The sequence below is a fragment of the Lactiplantibacillus plantarum genome (genome assembly GCF_014131735.1).
Lineage (GTDB): Bacteria > Bacillota > Bacilli > Lactobacillales > Lactobacillaceae > Lactiplantibacillus > Lactiplantibacillus plantarum.
The window spans coordinates 1,563,361-1,577,661 of the sequence record NZ_CP039121.1 but is presented as its reverse complement, the minus strand read 5'-3'; the positions used below and the strand labels follow the sequence as shown (position 1 = coordinate 1,577,661).

Annotated in this window: 17 protein-coding genes; 1 reads left to right on the top strand and 16 read right to left on the bottom strand. The window is 46.4% G+C overall.

Features of this window, described 5'->3' with window-relative positions:
* Positions 1-39: 39 nt before the first annotated feature.
* The 3 genes from rsgA to E5260_RS07255 all read right to left on the bottom strand — a co-directional run bounded on the left by rsgA (position 40) and on the right by E5260_RS07255 (position 2,957).
* On the bottom strand, positions 40-1,098 hold the full coding sequence (gene rsgA / locus E5260_RS07265) for a ribosome small subunit-dependent GTPase A (RefSeq protein WP_003640424.1): 1,059 nt from the start codon (positions 1,096-1,098) through the stop codon (positions 40-42).
* A gap of 264 nt (positions 1,099-1,362) precedes the next feature.
* Complete coding sequence (locus tag E5260_RS07260; RefSeq protein ID WP_003640423.1) at positions 1,363-1,863, bottom strand: acyl-CoA thioesterase; 501 nt, start codon at positions 1,861-1,863, stop codon at positions 1,363-1,365.
* 206 nt (positions 1,864-2,069) lie between these two features.
* Positions 2,070-2,957 (bottom strand): LysR family transcriptional regulator, encoded by an 888-nt coding sequence (locus E5260_RS07255; protein WP_003644339.1) that lies wholly within the window; start codon positions 2,955-2,957, stop codon positions 2,070-2,072.
* 126 nt (positions 2,958-3,083) lie between these two features.
* Here E5260_RS07255 and E5260_RS07250 point away from each other — a divergent pair, with 126 nt between their 5' ends.
* The gene (locus E5260_RS07250) at positions 3,084-3,809 is read left to right on the top strand and encodes a DUF554 domain-containing protein (RefSeq protein ID WP_003640421.1); all 726 of its coding nucleotides are present in this window, start codon (positions 3,084-3,086) and stop codon (positions 3,807-3,809) included.
* Between the two features lie 194 nt (positions 3,810-4,003).
* On the opposite strand, the gene E5260_RS07245 is transcribed toward E5260_RS07250, so the two are convergent.
* From E5260_RS07245 to fabZ, 13 genes are all read right to left on the bottom strand, one after another.
* Positions 4,004-4,555 (bottom strand): 4'-phosphopantetheinyl transferase family protein, encoded by a 552-nt coding sequence (locus E5260_RS07245; RefSeq protein ID WP_003640420.1) that lies wholly within the window; start codon positions 4,553-4,555, stop codon positions 4,004-4,006.
* The gene (gene fabI / locus E5260_RS07240) at positions 4,555-5,313 is read right to left on the bottom strand and encodes an enoyl-ACP reductase FabI (RefSeq protein ID WP_003644338.1); all 759 of its coding nucleotides are present in this window, start codon (positions 5,311-5,313) and stop codon (positions 4,555-4,557) included. Before fabI ends, E5260_RS07245 begins: the two co-directional genes overlap by 1 nt.
* 20 nt (positions 5,314-5,333) lie before the next feature.
* A complete protein-coding gene (gene accA / locus E5260_RS07235; protein ID WP_003640418.1) occupies positions 5,334-6,104 on the bottom strand; it encodes an acetyl-CoA carboxylase carboxyltransferase subunit alpha in 771 nt (256 codons plus the stop codon).
* Positions 6,097-6,939, bottom strand: a complete 843-nt coding sequence (locus E5260_RS07230) for an acetyl-CoA carboxylase carboxyltransferase subunit beta (protein ID WP_003640417.1) — start codon at positions 6,937-6,939, stop codon at positions 6,097-6,099. The genes accA and E5260_RS07230 overlap by 8 nt, the downstream gene beginning before the upstream one ends.
* A complete protein-coding gene (locus E5260_RS07225; protein WP_003640416.1) occupies positions 6,908-8,296 on the bottom strand; it encodes an acetyl-CoA carboxylase biotin carboxylase subunit in 1,389 nt (462 codons plus the stop codon). Before E5260_RS07225 ends, E5260_RS07230 begins: the two co-directional genes overlap by 32 nt.
* Before the next feature lie 14 nt (positions 8,297-8,310).
* On the bottom strand, positions 8,311-8,724 hold the full coding sequence (locus E5260_RS07220; protein ID WP_003640415.1) for a 3-hydroxyacyl-ACP dehydratase FabZ family protein: 414 nt from the start codon (positions 8,722-8,724) through the stop codon (positions 8,311-8,313).
* A complete protein-coding gene (locus E5260_RS07215; RefSeq protein WP_003640414.1) occupies positions 8,724-9,185 on the bottom strand; it encodes an acetyl-CoA carboxylase biotin carboxyl carrier protein in 462 nt (153 codons plus the stop codon). Before E5260_RS07215 ends, E5260_RS07220 begins: the two co-directional genes overlap by 1 nt.
* Complete coding sequence (gene fabF, locus E5260_RS07210) at positions 9,182-10,414, bottom strand: beta-ketoacyl-ACP synthase II (RefSeq protein WP_024971835.1); 1,233 nt, start codon at positions 10,412-10,414, stop codon at positions 9,182-9,184. Before fabF ends, E5260_RS07215 begins: the two co-directional genes overlap by 4 nt.
* Positions 10,415-10,432: 18 nt before the next feature.
* Positions 10,433-11,161 (bottom strand): 3-oxoacyl-ACP reductase FabG, encoded by a 729-nt coding sequence (gene fabG, locus E5260_RS07205; protein ID WP_003644334.1) that lies wholly within the window; start codon positions 11,159-11,161, stop codon positions 10,433-10,435.
* Positions 11,148-12,080: an ACP S-malonyltransferase gene (locus E5260_RS07200; protein ID WP_003640411.1), complete on the bottom strand. Its 933-nt coding sequence runs from the start codon at positions 12,078-12,080 to the stop codon at positions 11,148-11,150. Before E5260_RS07200 ends, fabG begins: the two co-directional genes overlap by 14 nt.
* A gap of 3 nt (positions 12,081-12,083) precedes the next feature.
* The gene (gene acpP / locus E5260_RS07195; RefSeq protein ID WP_003640410.1) at positions 12,084-12,332 is read right to left on the bottom strand and encodes an acyl carrier protein; all 249 of its coding nucleotides are present in this window, start codon (positions 12,330-12,332) and stop codon (positions 12,084-12,086) included.
* A 56-nt stretch (positions 12,333-12,388) separates the two neighbouring features.
* Positions 12,389-13,375 (bottom strand): beta-ketoacyl-ACP synthase III, encoded by a 987-nt coding sequence (locus E5260_RS07190; protein ID WP_003640409.1) that lies wholly within the window; start codon positions 13,373-13,375, stop codon positions 12,389-12,391.
* Positions 13,376-13,449: 74 nt separating this feature from the next.
* Positions 13,450-13,893, bottom strand: a complete 444-nt coding sequence (gene fabZ, locus E5260_RS07185) for a 3-hydroxyacyl-ACP dehydratase FabZ (RefSeq protein ID WP_003640408.1) — start codon at positions 13,891-13,893, stop codon at positions 13,450-13,452.
* Between the last annotated feature and the right edge of the window lie 408 nt (positions 13,894-14,301).

Below are 14,301 nucleotides of genomic sequence, written 5' to 3'. Positions count from 1 at the left end.
GACATCCCGTTTAGTAGCTTCTTTAATTTACTTATCAACTCAGTCGCGATGGTAACGTTGTTTAACACGCTTCATCGCTTGTTTGCCACCGAACATCCGCTGAATTTTAGCCTGCTCCAACTGGCGTGAATTGAGTCCTTGATAGCTCATTTCACGTTGTAATTTTTGATAGCTTTGTAACCGTTCAGACGTTACCGTGCCCACCTCAACTGCTGCCCGTACCGCACAACCAGGCTCGCTAGTATGGGTACAATCATTAAACTTACACTGTGTCGCCAATGCGGCAATTTCCGCGAAAGTTTGATTTAAATCACCCATGAAGATTTGTAACTCACGCATTCCTGGTGTATCAATGACACAGGCGCCCGTTGGTAGCGGTATTAATTGCCGACTCGTCGTTGTGTGCCGCCCTTTGTCATCATCTGTACGAATCGATTTCGTCGCCAAGATATCCTGGCCCAACAATCGGTTAATCAAAGTCGACTTACCGACACCCGAAGAGCCCACGAAGGCCACCGTTTGACCAGTCGTTAGGTATGGTTGCAATTCATCCAAACCCTGACCCGTTTCGACCGAACAAGTGATCGTTGGTACGCCGACACTGACATCCGCCACAGCCCGTAACTTAGTGGCTAGATCCGTGCAGAGATCCGCCTTGGTTAAGACAATGACCGGAAGTGCACCGCTATCCCACGCAATCGTCAGGTAACGTTCTAACCGCCGCACATTAAAATCCGCGTTCAATGACATGCAGATAAAGATGGTATTAATATTTGTCGCAATGATTTGGCCGTCTTGGCGGTTCACGGCACCGCGCGCCAAGACACTCTGCCGTGGCGCGATTGCTTCAATCTGCGCCTGATTATCAGCGGATGAAGATAGGCACACCCAATCCCCAACCGCCGGAAATGCCGCGGGACTGGCCGCTTCATAAGCCAGTTTTCCCGTAACTTGTGCTGAACGTTCCCCAGCCGTCGTGATGACTTGGTACCAATCACGATGTTGGCCGATAATCCGGCCAAGTATTTGACCGTTTTCCTTAGTCAAGTCGGCTTGAACCGCCGTCGTCAATCCATATTTAATTAAATTAATTGTCAATTTTTATAATCCTTTCGCAAAGTGACTTACCCTAACGCTCTGCGAATTAAAAATGCGCACAGTCTTATCCCAACTGTGCGCAAAAACCGTCCGGCATGTCTATCTGCCAGGCCATTCGTCACATTAGGGTACACGAAACTAAGCGGGTCCAACCCACTTTTTTCGCTCAACAACACCCTAACGAATGCCCGACATAAAACACCCCTCCTATATTTGATAATTACAATTTAACAAGTCTCACCAAAATTGTCAATTTAAATCGATTCACCACGGCAATTCAACGCTAATGTGCGCATTAAAGTCTTGCTGGCGCTTTAGTTTGGCTAACCGGGCGGCCTGCCGCTCTTGATAGCCCTGAGCAACAAACGTGTATTCTGGTTTATCAGCGACTAACAGTGGTAATTCAATATTACGGTCCGTCACCACGAACGTTGAAAAGCAAGTCAATCCCAAAAACCGTTCGCCGGTCTTCAAGTGTTCACCAATGATTTTAGTAAATACCTCGATTGAGCGGTGACCAACGCCCGAAACGTAAGATTCCGCACACATTGAGTCTTGTAACCGAAACGGCAATAAAAAATTGACCTGATCGACTGACACGGTCACCGTCTCAATTCGAGCCACTCGCGATGCGGCAATCGATGAATTATCATCGATAGTCGCCAAGATTTTTCCGCCAAAAACCGTGTCGTGCTCATTCAAATCAGCTGAAAACACACGGTGATTGGTAATTGATAAAGTCTGTGAAATATGAATTGGTTCCATGTCTGCACCCCGTCATCTTTAATTATTTTTATTTATATCACTGCAAACGACCTACAATGTGATTAAAACAGACTAACTAGCTCGGTTGTTGTTCGGACACGTCCTTCCTGCTACGACCACCGAAACCGACTGCTTTTATCCTTATGTCATCGTCGGCTTTGATTCCGATTCAAGACACATCGTTAGAATGTGATCAGCCGCCACAATTAATCTGAAAGTGATTGGCTATACTTCGTCGCAAACGCCCAAAATTTAGCAACCACGGCAGCGTGATTATCTGGACGTTTCATGAAAGCCATCTGACTGCGAATAGTAGGCGTCAGTGGAATTGCTTTAATGTTGTCAAAACCAGTGAGATCAAATGACCGCGCCATGACAACCGAGACACCATCACCCTGATTCAGCATTTCTAAAATGAGATCAATTCGTTGACCATCATAGACCATCTGTGGCGTATGCATTTTTTGAAATGCCGAAAACAACGGGTTATCTTCACCGATGGTATCTTTCAATAATAAAATTGATTCATGTGCCAGCATCGACAGACTAATCTCAGCTTGTTGCGCCAACGGATCGTCTTTCGGAACAAGGACCACAAACTGATCGGTCTCATTCAATAAAACGTCATAATTATTGGGTTGATCCCCGAAAATCCGTGTAAATACAATGTCGACATTCGTATGATCCAGTGCATGCGCTAACTGATCGACACTCGCCTCACTAAATTGTAATTTCACTTCCGGATACCGCTTCGTAAATGCCGTGATAATATGAAAAGCCTGGTATTGTGCTAAAGATGGTAGTCCCTGAACAACCAGCGACTGCGCATTATGAGCGGTATTAGCGGCCAGAACTTGTTGTAACTGACGCTCTTCGCGCAGAATTGCTTGGGCCCGTGGCAATAATTGTTGCCCAATCCGTGTTAACGTGACTTGCCGATGCGCACGTTCAAATAATTGGACCTGCCAATCGCGCTCTAAAGCCATAATGTACTTTGAAATGGTCGACTGTGACAAAAACATGCGTTCAGCACTGCGACTATAGTTCTGGGTCGTGGCAAGGTCAACAAACACTGCCAATTTCCGTGTTTCCATAATTAACCCTCTTCTAACTATTCCCATTTAGAATAGTTTACCACATATTCAGAATTGTTCTTATCCGAAACAAGCTCTAAACTAATAGCTGTTGTTTTTATCAATTAAATATTGAGGAGGGCTTGCGTGCCAATTGGAATTATTACTAACGTGTGTGCAATCTTTTTCGGGGGTATTGTCGGCGCATTGACCGGCAAACGAATGTCACAACGTTTAAAAGATGGGCTGAATATGTCCTTTGGGATCTGTTCCATGTGTATGGGGATTTACGCGATTGCACCACTAAAAAATCTAGCGGCGGTCATCTTTGCCGTTATTATCGGAACAGGTATTGGATTACTTTGTCATTTGGGAACTGCAATCAATCACGGCGCTGCCGCGATGCAACGTTTCATTTCACGGTTTGTCAAAGCACCAGCAACTTTTGAGAAACAGGCTTTTGAACAGACAATGGTCACGGTAATCGTACTATTTTGTGCCAGTGGAACTGGTATTTACGGGACTTTAACTGAAGGGATGAACGGCGACGCCACAATTTTGATTTCCAAATCGATTCTGGACTTCTTTGCTGCGGTAATTTTCGGTGCTAACTTAGGGTTAGTTGTTTCCTTAATTGCTGTTCCCCAACTAATCATCCTGACTGCTTTATTCTTAATCGCTCACCTAGTCTTTCCCTTGACCACTCCTGACATGATTCTAGATTTCAAAGCGGTCGGTGGTATTTTAATGGTTGCCAGCGGCTTTCGCATTATTGCCGTCAAGATGTTTCCGACCGCCGATATGATTCCGATGATGGTCGTTATCATGCCGATTTCATGGTTATGGATGAATTTTGTATTGCCATTATTATAGATAAATTATTGAAGGACAAATTAAAAAGCAGTTCTGAGCCCACAATTATGGCTTGCTCAGAACTGCTTTTAGTCAGCACGTAGAAGGCTTGCAATAGCAGGTCAACCCAGTCGGCCGATAATAAAATCCAGTGGCCATTGTTCACTAAACTTAAAAAAGAACGCACTAAAGTTAATACCAACAACACGCTCCAATCAGCCAACCGACAAGGGACGAGCCAAAAATCCCTCGTGAGTCGCAGGCAATTCTAACGGCGTCAACTGGTATAACTGTGTTTGATAGCACGCTAGTCCACGTTCTAAATCAAGAACCTCAACACGGCTGGGCGCATGGGTCAAACCACAGCCCACTAACTTTAATACCGCTTCTTTAGCCGTCCAAAGTTGCCACCCTAACCGATAACGATCTTGCACCGATAAAGCCTGTAATAGCTGCCATTCCGCCGATGTAAAGGCTCGCCGAATGGCAGTCACATCATATGGACGGACCTGTTCAACATCAATCCCCAGAGGTCCCGGACCAACCGCTACCATCACTAACTGGTGCGTGTGACTAACACTAACACCTAATCGAGGATGACTTGGAAAATAGGGCTGGCCCAATCGATGATAAGCTAATGGTACCGATAACACTTGCTGAATTAATTGGCGACTCACGGTTCGCTGAGTGACCCGTCGCATTTTTTTAGAAACATCGACCGGCATCTGAAGCCACTGCCGTTTAAAGACAACTTGAGTGATTGGCATTAACTTAAGTGGACCCCTTTATCCACGTATACCACGTCCCCGGTCATTCCAGTCGAGAGATCGCTTAATAAAAAGGCAGCCACGTTGCCGATCTCACGCGTTTTTACCGGTTCTCCATCAACTGTCATACTGCGAGATAATTTTAATAATTGCTGATGCTCATGAATACCCGTTACCGCCAACGTTTTGACTGCTCCGGCTGAAATTGCATTCACGCGGACTTGTTGTGGTCCAAGGTCACGTGCCAAGTAACGCACATTTGCTTCCAACGCGGCCTTAGCAACCCCCATCATATTGTAATTTGGTACGGCTCGCTCTGATCCAAAATACGTCAACGTTACGAGACTGGCTCCTGGTTTCAGCATTGGCCGAGCTGCTCGGGCAACTGCAATCAGCGAATACGCACTAATATTTTGTGCCAAATCATATCCAGCTTTCGTGGTATTCACAAAATCACCTTCTAACGTTGCTTTATCCGCATAAGCAATCGCATGGATAATCCCATCGATGGCACCATACTGTTGTTTAATGCTTGCAAATGCCCGATCAACATTGTCATCATCAGCAACATCACAGGCAATTAACGGCACATCTGGCGCAACAAACCGCTGTAAACTTTGCTTCAAACGGTCATTTTGGTAAGTCAAGATAACCTGGGCCCCCTGTGCAATTAATGCCTCGGTACACCCCCAGGCAATACTGCGCTGATTGGCCACACCCATGACCACAATAGTCTTACCCGATAAAATTCCATCCATACTTATCATTCCTCACTTATTTAAAATTGCCGATAACGGGCTTGGCGTTGCGTAACCAGTTCCGTCACCGACTTTGCTGTTAAAGCAGTTAATGTCTCGTCAATGGCCGTTTTCAGCGGTTGACAATCTGCTGCGGTTGCTACTTCAGGAATAATCCGATCAATAATTCCATCTGCCAATAATTCTGTCGGCGTCAAGCGCATTTTTTCCGCAGCTTCAGCAGCACGTTGCGATTCTTTCCATAAAATAGTGGCATAGCCTTCAGGCGATAACACCGAGTAAGTACTATTCGCCAACATCCAGACTTGATCACCACATGCTAAGGCTAATGCACCACCACTGCCACCTTCACCAACAATCAAACTCAAAAATGGTACTCGCAATTGTAATCCTGCTAACAAACAGTCAGCAATTGCTCGTCCTTGTCCCTCATATTCCGCATCGACACCCGGATAGGCACCCGGCGTGTTGATTAAGGTCACGACCGGCTGCCGTAATTGTTCTGCTTGCCGCATTAACCGCAATGCTTTTCGATAACCGCTAGGCGTCGCACAGCCAAAATGCCGAGCTTGATTCTCGGCCAAATTTTGACCCTTCTGAATACCAATAATGGTGACGGGCCGTTGAGCAATTGTTGCTAAGCCGGCGATTACAGCTGGATCATCCGCCCGTTGACGATCACCATGACAATCAAAAAAATCCTCTGTCAAGCCATCAATCAACGTTTGAATGCTAATCTTACTAGCATCCCGGGCTGCTTGAACTTGTTCGTAGGCCGTTACTTTAGACATCCTGATGACCTCCCTGAGTGATTGTTAATAATCGTTGTAGTGTTTTCCGTAAGGCTGGTCGGGGCACAATTTGATCTAACCATCCATTGGCCAATAAGGTTTCCGCCCGTTGGAAATCCGCAGGTGGTGTCTGTTGAATGGTTTGTTCAATGACTCGCCGACCCGCGAATCCAATGAGCGCTCGTGGCTCGCTCAACATAATGTCACCCTGCATCGCAAAACTAGCCGTGACACCACCAGTGGTTGGATCAGTTAAAATTGTAATATACAATAGTCCAGCTTTTCGGTGATTTGCAACCGCCGTGGACACCTTAGCCATTTGCATCAATGCACGAGCGCCTTCTTGCATACGCGCCCCGCCAGAAGCAGTAACCATCACAACGGGAAGTTTTTGGGTCGTACAAGTTTCAAATAATCGCGTAATTTTCTCACCGGTTGCCGCCCCCAAACTCCCCATCATAAATTTAGTTTCCATGACACCTAACCCAAATTGATAAGTCGCTAACGTCCCAATACCAGTCAATACGCTCTCATTCAAGTGTGAGGCTGCTTTGGCACGCTGCAACTTTTTTAAATATGCAGGGTCATCAAAACTGACGGGCGCACTTAGGTCCGCATCCCGCTCTTCAAAACTCGCCGTCAATTGTTGAACACGTTGCCAAGCAGGCAAGCGAAACCCATAATCACAATGGGGACATACCTTGAATTCACCGAGATCTTGGGTATAACAATCTTCATGACAAACTGGACAGCGCGTCAATAACGCGTCTGGAATATTATCCCGTCGAACAGCTAACTGCCGTTCAGTGGGTGCTTGAAACTTGCGCTTGGGCATCACTTAACCATCCTTTCAAAAAGTCTTGTTCGATATAAGCTGTGGTATAGGTACCACGGCCAACAGTCGAATCTGCAACTAATCCTGCTAAGAAGATCCGGTTCGTTTGAACCCCATCGATGGTCAATTCCAATAAACAACGATGCATCTTGCGACTGACCATCTTCCGATTAATACCGTGAACAATGATTTTGGCAATCATCGAGTCGTAAAACGGTGCAATCATGCTACCAGTCACCACACCAGCATCAATCCGGACTCCCAGTGTCCCCATTGGGTAGATCAACCGGGTGATTTTTCCAGGTTGCGGTCGAAAATCGTGGTATGGATCCTCCGCATTCAAGCGACACTCCATGGCAACACCATGAATTTTCACATCCGCTTGTTTAATTTTTAAAGGCATACCAGCTGCAATTTGTACTTGCGCTTTAATCAATTCAATACCCGTTACCATTTCAGTAACCGTATGTTCAACTTGCAACCGCGTATTCATTTCCAAAAAATAAAAATGATGCTGCTGATCCATTAAAAACTCATAGGTACCCGTATTTGTATAACCCAACTTTTTGGTTGCGTCAGCCACTAATTGTCCCAATTCGGTCCGTTCAGCAGTCGTGATGACCGCACATGGACTTTCCTCTAACACTTTTTGATGATTCCGTTGTAGCGAACAATCGCGCTCTGGTAGATAAATAACATGCCCCTGTTGATCGGCTAAGACCTGCACTTCGATATGCTTCGCCGGGGCAATGATTTTTTCTAAGTACAACCGATGATCATCGTATGAAGCTTGAGCTTCCTGCTGAGCGGTTCGAAAAGCCTTCGCTAAATCTTGATCATTACTAACCGCGCGAATCCCCTTACCGCCACCCCCAGCAGCGGCTTTGATCATAACTGGGTAACCTAAGGTATGGGCAGCTTGCATAGCCGCCTCAACATCCTTAAGCACCGATGGACTGCCGGGAATCACGGGTACGCCTAATCGTTGCATGGTCTGCCGGGCATTTTCTTTGTCACCCATCTGGTCAATCACCTCAGGACGCGGTCCAATAAACGTTAACTGACAATCCGCACACATTTTGGCAAATTCCGCATTCTCAGATAAAAAGCCGTAGCCTGGATGAATCGCCTGACACCCGGTCAAATTAGCAGCGCTAATAATTGCTTGCATATTCAAATATGACTGGTTGACGGGACTCGCCCCAATACAGACCGCCTCATCAGCCAGATGTACAAATAAGCTCTCCTGATCAGCCACTGAATAGACAGCGACCGCTTTAATCCCCATCTCATGAAGCGCGCGAATAACTTGGACCGCAATTTCACCACGGTTCGCGACTAAGACTTTTTTAAACAATCGCCATACCTCCTTCAGGCTTGCATTACAAAGGTTAAATCAGCACTAACAACCTCACGACCAGCACAGGTAATCACGCCATGGCCTGTTCCGATTTGACGACGCAACTTAGTTAACGTTACCATCGCTTCTAACCGGTCACCTGGGCGCACATCCGTCTTAAAATCAGCCTGCCGAATTCCGCCAAAAAAGACGTTATTACCATGATGTTCTGGCATCGATAGTAAAGCCACAACTCCCGTTTGAGCCAAAATTTCTAATAATACTGGCCGAATCATCGTTCTTCCGGTCAGTGTCTGACTCTGAAAAAACCATTCATTAATCGTGACTAATTTTTCCGCTGTTGCGCTGACACCTGGTTGGACCGCTACGATACGGTCTAATAATTGCAGCGGAAACCGTTGGGGAATTAAATCCGTAACTTCCATTAAACGGTCGTCTCCTCAATTGCAAACAATGGTTCATCAAATTCAACCATAGTTGCATTCTTAATTAAAACTTCTTTAACGATCCCACTAACTGGGCTAGGGACTTCGTTGATCATTTTCATCGCTTCGATTACACACAAGGTTTCCCCTGACTTGACACGATCACCCACCTGAACAAACGGCGCCTGTTTCGGGTCGGCAGCTAAGTAAGCCACCCCAACTAGGGGCGCCGTGACCATCGTTGTTCCCGATTGAGTCGCCACTTCAGTCGTCGGTTTGACCACTGGTACCGCGGAGTCGGTCACTGCCGGCTGTGAACGCGCTGAATTTGTCTCAGCAGTTTCAGCTTGTTTATTCAAATGCAGTTCAAAGGTTGTCGTCTTGACGTCCATGACTTGAGCGCTGGATTGATTAAACTGATTGATCAGGGCGGTCATCGCTTCCGTATCCGTCATACTCATACATTCACCCACTTCTTAAAGGCAACCACGGCATTATGGCCCCCAAAACCAAATGAATTACTCAAAGCATAGGTTGCGGCTTGATGTTGAGTTGCTGGCGTTACTAAATTGACTGGACACTCAGGATCTTGGTCCGTACAACCAATATTCGCAGGTAACTGACCCGCTTGCAGAGCACCAATCGTTGCAACAGCTTCAATTGCACCCGCAGCGCCTAATAAGTGCCCCGTCATTCCTTTAGTACTGCTGACTTGTACATCTTGACCAAACAACGCGCTAATTGCTTGAGCTTCGGCACTATCATTCGCATGTGTGGCTGTTCCATGAGCATTGATGTAATCCACATCACGCGGTTGAATGCCGGCTTCCGCAACGGCTTGTTGCATTGCACGTTTGGCACCAGCACCATCCGGTCGGGGGGCTGTCATATGATAAGCATCGCTAGTCGTTCCGTAACCCACGACTTCACCAAGAATCTGGGCGCCTCGGGCTTGGGCATGGGCCAACGTTTCTAAGACTAACGTCGCACCCCCTTCACCCATCACAAACCCATTGCGTTGACGATCAAACGGTAACGAAGCCAACGTTGGGTCAGTGGCTTTCGACAACGCAGTCAGGGACGCAAACCCTGCAATACCGATTTCGTTGACGGAAGCTTCTGAACCACCCGTGATGATCACATCTGCCTTTCCTTGACGCAAATATTCAAACGCATCGCCGATGGCATTCGTCGCCGACGCACACGCGGTCACAATCGCTTGACTGGTATTCTGTGCGTTAAATTGCATCGCGATATTACCAACAACCATGTTAATGATTGAATTAGGGACGAATAACGGTGAAACTCGTTTGGGACTCTTGTCGTGCATCTTGATCACTTGCGCTTCAATCGTCGTTAAACCACCGATACCCGAACCATAAATAACGCCTAATCGTTCTGGGTCAATATTTTCTTCATTTAGTCCGGCTTGCGCCATCGCTTCACTTGCACTGTATAGACCATAAACGGAAAATAAATCCAATCTTTTCGCTAATTTCTTTTCAATTCGTTCTTCTGGCTGAAAATCCTTAACCTCACCGGCAACTGTAATCCCAGTGGGCGTCGCGTCAAACTTCGTGATGGGCTTAATCCCAACTTGTCCCGCGAATAACCCCGTTAAAAATTCATCAACACTATTACCGAGGGGCGTCACCGCACCCATTCCAGTCACAACTACTCGTTCTGTCATTGGATAACCTCCCATATCTTATATCGTCATGCCACCGTCAACTGTTAGCACTTGTCCCGTTAAGTACGGTTGGTGCAATAAAAAGTCAATTGCTTGGGCAATTTCGTCGGGCGTCCCAAAGCGTTTGAGTGGAATATCACTTAAGGCAGCCGCCGTTACACGGTCATTCAATTGTGCCGTCATGGCCGTCGTAATCATTCCTGGGGCCACCGCATTACACCGCACTTGGCGCCGAGCCGCTTCCTTTGCCGTCGTTTTAGTTAAACCAATAATTCCAGCCTTACTAGCCGCATAGTTCGCCTGGCCGATATTGCCATGTAACCCGACCACACTAGCAACATTAACGATGGCGCCTTGTCGCTGTCGCTGCATGACTTTTAAAGCGTATTTGGTCATATTAAATGTGCCCAATAAATTTGTTTGAATCACACTCATGAAATCTTCCGCGTGTAGCCGCGTTAATAACTGATCATGGGTCACACCAGCGTTATTCACGAGTCCATCTAAGCGACCAAAATTTGTCATCACGGTCTCAATTAAATCAGCCGCCGTTTGATCATCGCTCACATCACCAACTAATTGCGTCAACCGTGGATATTCAGCCGTTAATGCTTGCCAATCGGCCGCTTCAATTTCATGATGAACGTTTAAAATAACGCTGGCCCCCTGAGCTGCCAGCCGTTTGACTGTTGCCAAACCAATACCCTTAGCAGCTCCAGTGACTAAAATCACTTCATCCACGCTCACGTACCTCCTCAGTATCCTGACAATAATTCTGCCAATCTGTCACATCTTCAATTGACCAAACCCTTACCCCCGGCAATGTTTGTTTGGCAAAAGTTGCTAAACTATGCCCCGGTCCAACTTGAATAATCTCATCGACCTCATATGTCGCAATTCGTTGTAAGCAGGCCGCAAAGTGCGTTGGCGATACTAACTGTTTTACCAACGTTTCCTTGACAGTTGCCTGGCTAAAGGGGGTCACGGTCGTATTACTGATGACCGGAATTTGGGGTGCTGCAATATTAACAAATCGTAATCGTTGCGCCAACGCCTCACTCGCTGCTGCCATTAACGGCGTGTGTGAAGCCACCGCAACGTCTAATGGGACCACCCGTTTAACGCCGTGTGTTTTTAAATAGGTTCGCGCAGCTTGAATACCAGCTGCATCGCCACCAATAACAATTTGATCAGCTAGATTGTAATTAGCGGGATACGCAACCCCCACTGCTTGGGCACTTTGACAAGCGGCTGCAACCAGTGCCGGCGTTACCTTCAACGCCGCGACCATCTCCCCGGGATGCTGTAATCCCGCTCGTTGCATATATCTAGCCCGATCGGCAACTAACTTCAAGCCATCAGCAAATGGCAGGACGCCAGCTGCAATCAATGCGGCATACTCGCCAAGGCTCAATCCTGCTAACACGGTCGGACACTCATTAAGCAACGCTGTTAAAGCACGATATAACCCCATATTCATCGCTGTAATTGCAACCGGCATCCGTTGAGCATCATCGATCCAATCAGCAGTTACCCGCAGATCCCAGTCCAACACTTGATTAGCTTCGTCAATCGTGGCTTGGTACGCTGGTAACGTTTGATAAAGATCGGCCCCCATATCGGCAAACTGTTGTCCTTGACCACTGAATAAGATTGCCGTTTTCATAACTTAGTCCTCGCTATTTTCCTGATGAGTCGCCACATAATCAACTAAATCACCAACCGTGGCTAAAGCGTCATCCGTTTCGATTTCGATATCATATTCGTCTTCGATCTTATCGATCACTTCAAAAACGTCCAGACTATCAAGTGCTAAGTCTTCGGTAAAGTTCGTTGTCATCGTAATCTTGTCAGCATCCACGTCTAATTGTTCCACGATCATCTTTTTAATTTGGTCAAAAATTTCAGTTTTAGTCATTGTTGATTCCTCCAGAATTTTTAAATTAATTTTAAATGCTTGATTTCAGTTATCAATTAATACTCAATTACGACACTACCGACGGATAACCCGCCGCCAAAACCGGTAAACACCAGCTTGTCACCACGTTGAACTTGCTTTTGGGCAACCATTTCGGCAAATAGAATCGGTTCACTGGCTGCCGCAGTATTGCCATACTGTGCAATGTTCATCGGTAATTGTTCCGTAGCTAAGTTTAATTTTTGACCAACGCTCTTAACAATACGTGCGTTGGCCTGATGAAGCACAAATGCTTTAATATCACTCGACTCGAGCCGTGCCTGCATCAACGCCTGCTCAATTGAGTGCGGCACTTGCTTAGTGGCAAAGTCATAAACCCGCCGACCATTCATCTGAAAGGCCCAGCGGTTAGAATCTGCACCATCAGTCCGTGTCGACCACGGATTCACCTGAGGTTGCTGTCCCGCCGTTAAATAATGCCCGTCAGCGCCAAACGTCGCGTAATGACCGCCCAGCCAGTGCCCAGTGGTCGTATTAGGCTTAGCAGTAATCAATAGACCACCCGCACCATCACCAAATAAAACGGCAGTGCTACGATCATGCCAGTCTACTAACCGACTCAAGGTCTCGCTACCGATTAACAAAGCGGTCTGGCCCGGTTGTAAGTATTGGTGAACCAACTGCATCCCATAAACAAAGCCCGCACAGGCAACATTGATGTCAAAGGCAATTGCTTTTTCAGCCCCAATTGCTGCCTGTACTTGAGGAGCCGTCGCCGGTGTCAAATAATCCGGTGACATGGTTGCCACGATGATCAAATCAATCGCCGTCGCCGCTAGCCGACTTTGCTGCAACAACTGCTGGGCAACTGAAACAGCTAAACTCGTCGTTGTCTCATCGGTCGCGACGTGGCGAGAACGAATTCCCGTTCGCTGCTTGATCCAATCATCAGAAGTCGCCATCAGTTGCGTTAGTTCTTGATTCGTGACTTTGGTCGTCGGCAGTGCCTTAGCACTCGCTAAAATCGAAAAATTAGTTGTCATGGTTGGTTACAATTCGGCAATGCTTTTAAAAAACTTTCCCAAACGACAATCGCCGAATTGCCATTACCACCTTTCTATTTTGAATCAGTTGCACCAACGATAAAGGTTAAATCAGTTGTGCAGGCTGCCTTGTCACCGACCATCGCCTGACAACTCACCGTTCCCATGTTGGACCGTTGCTTGACCATTTGGACATGCAACTTCAAGACATCACCGGGACGGACAATTTTGCGGAACTTGGCATCCTTAATGGCGCCAAGATAAGCCGTCTTACCAGCAAACTTTTCAGATTTCAAAATCAGAATCGACGCGGCTTGCGCCAAAGCTTCAATAATCAACACGCCCGGCATGACCGGGTTACCGGGAAAGTGCCCTTGGAAAAATGACTCATTAATCGTGACATTTTTCGTCACCACGATCGATTCACCCGGATTTAATTCATCCACCCGGTCCATGAATAAAATTGGGTACCGGTTGGGGATTAATTGCATAATTTCACTTGCTTCTAACACACTCATAGTTAGTCGCTCCTTTCACGGCGTTTGGGAATGGCATTAAGTTAATCGTCCGGCCAAATCTTGTCAATTGATTTCAGCAGATTAATTTACAGTATGTTACATTTTTTAGTAGCCAAATCCCGGTAAGCTGGGCTCTAATCGAGCTTTATTTTTTTGCGAAAATTTCTTGACGAGCCATTTTTTGCGGTCATAATCCGTCAACGAACTGGCACAGTTTAGCAATTTGACTATAAAGTTTATAATCAAATTGCTAACAAGTTTTGACTTCAGCAAGCAATGATACAATCTGTTCAACTGTCACTAGCTTAGATGCACGCAAAAAAAATTGCATCTAAGAACTAGCATTCTTAAACACAATTGTTGTGACGATCTATTAATTTAAAGGATTACTCATCAGTCTAAAGCCAT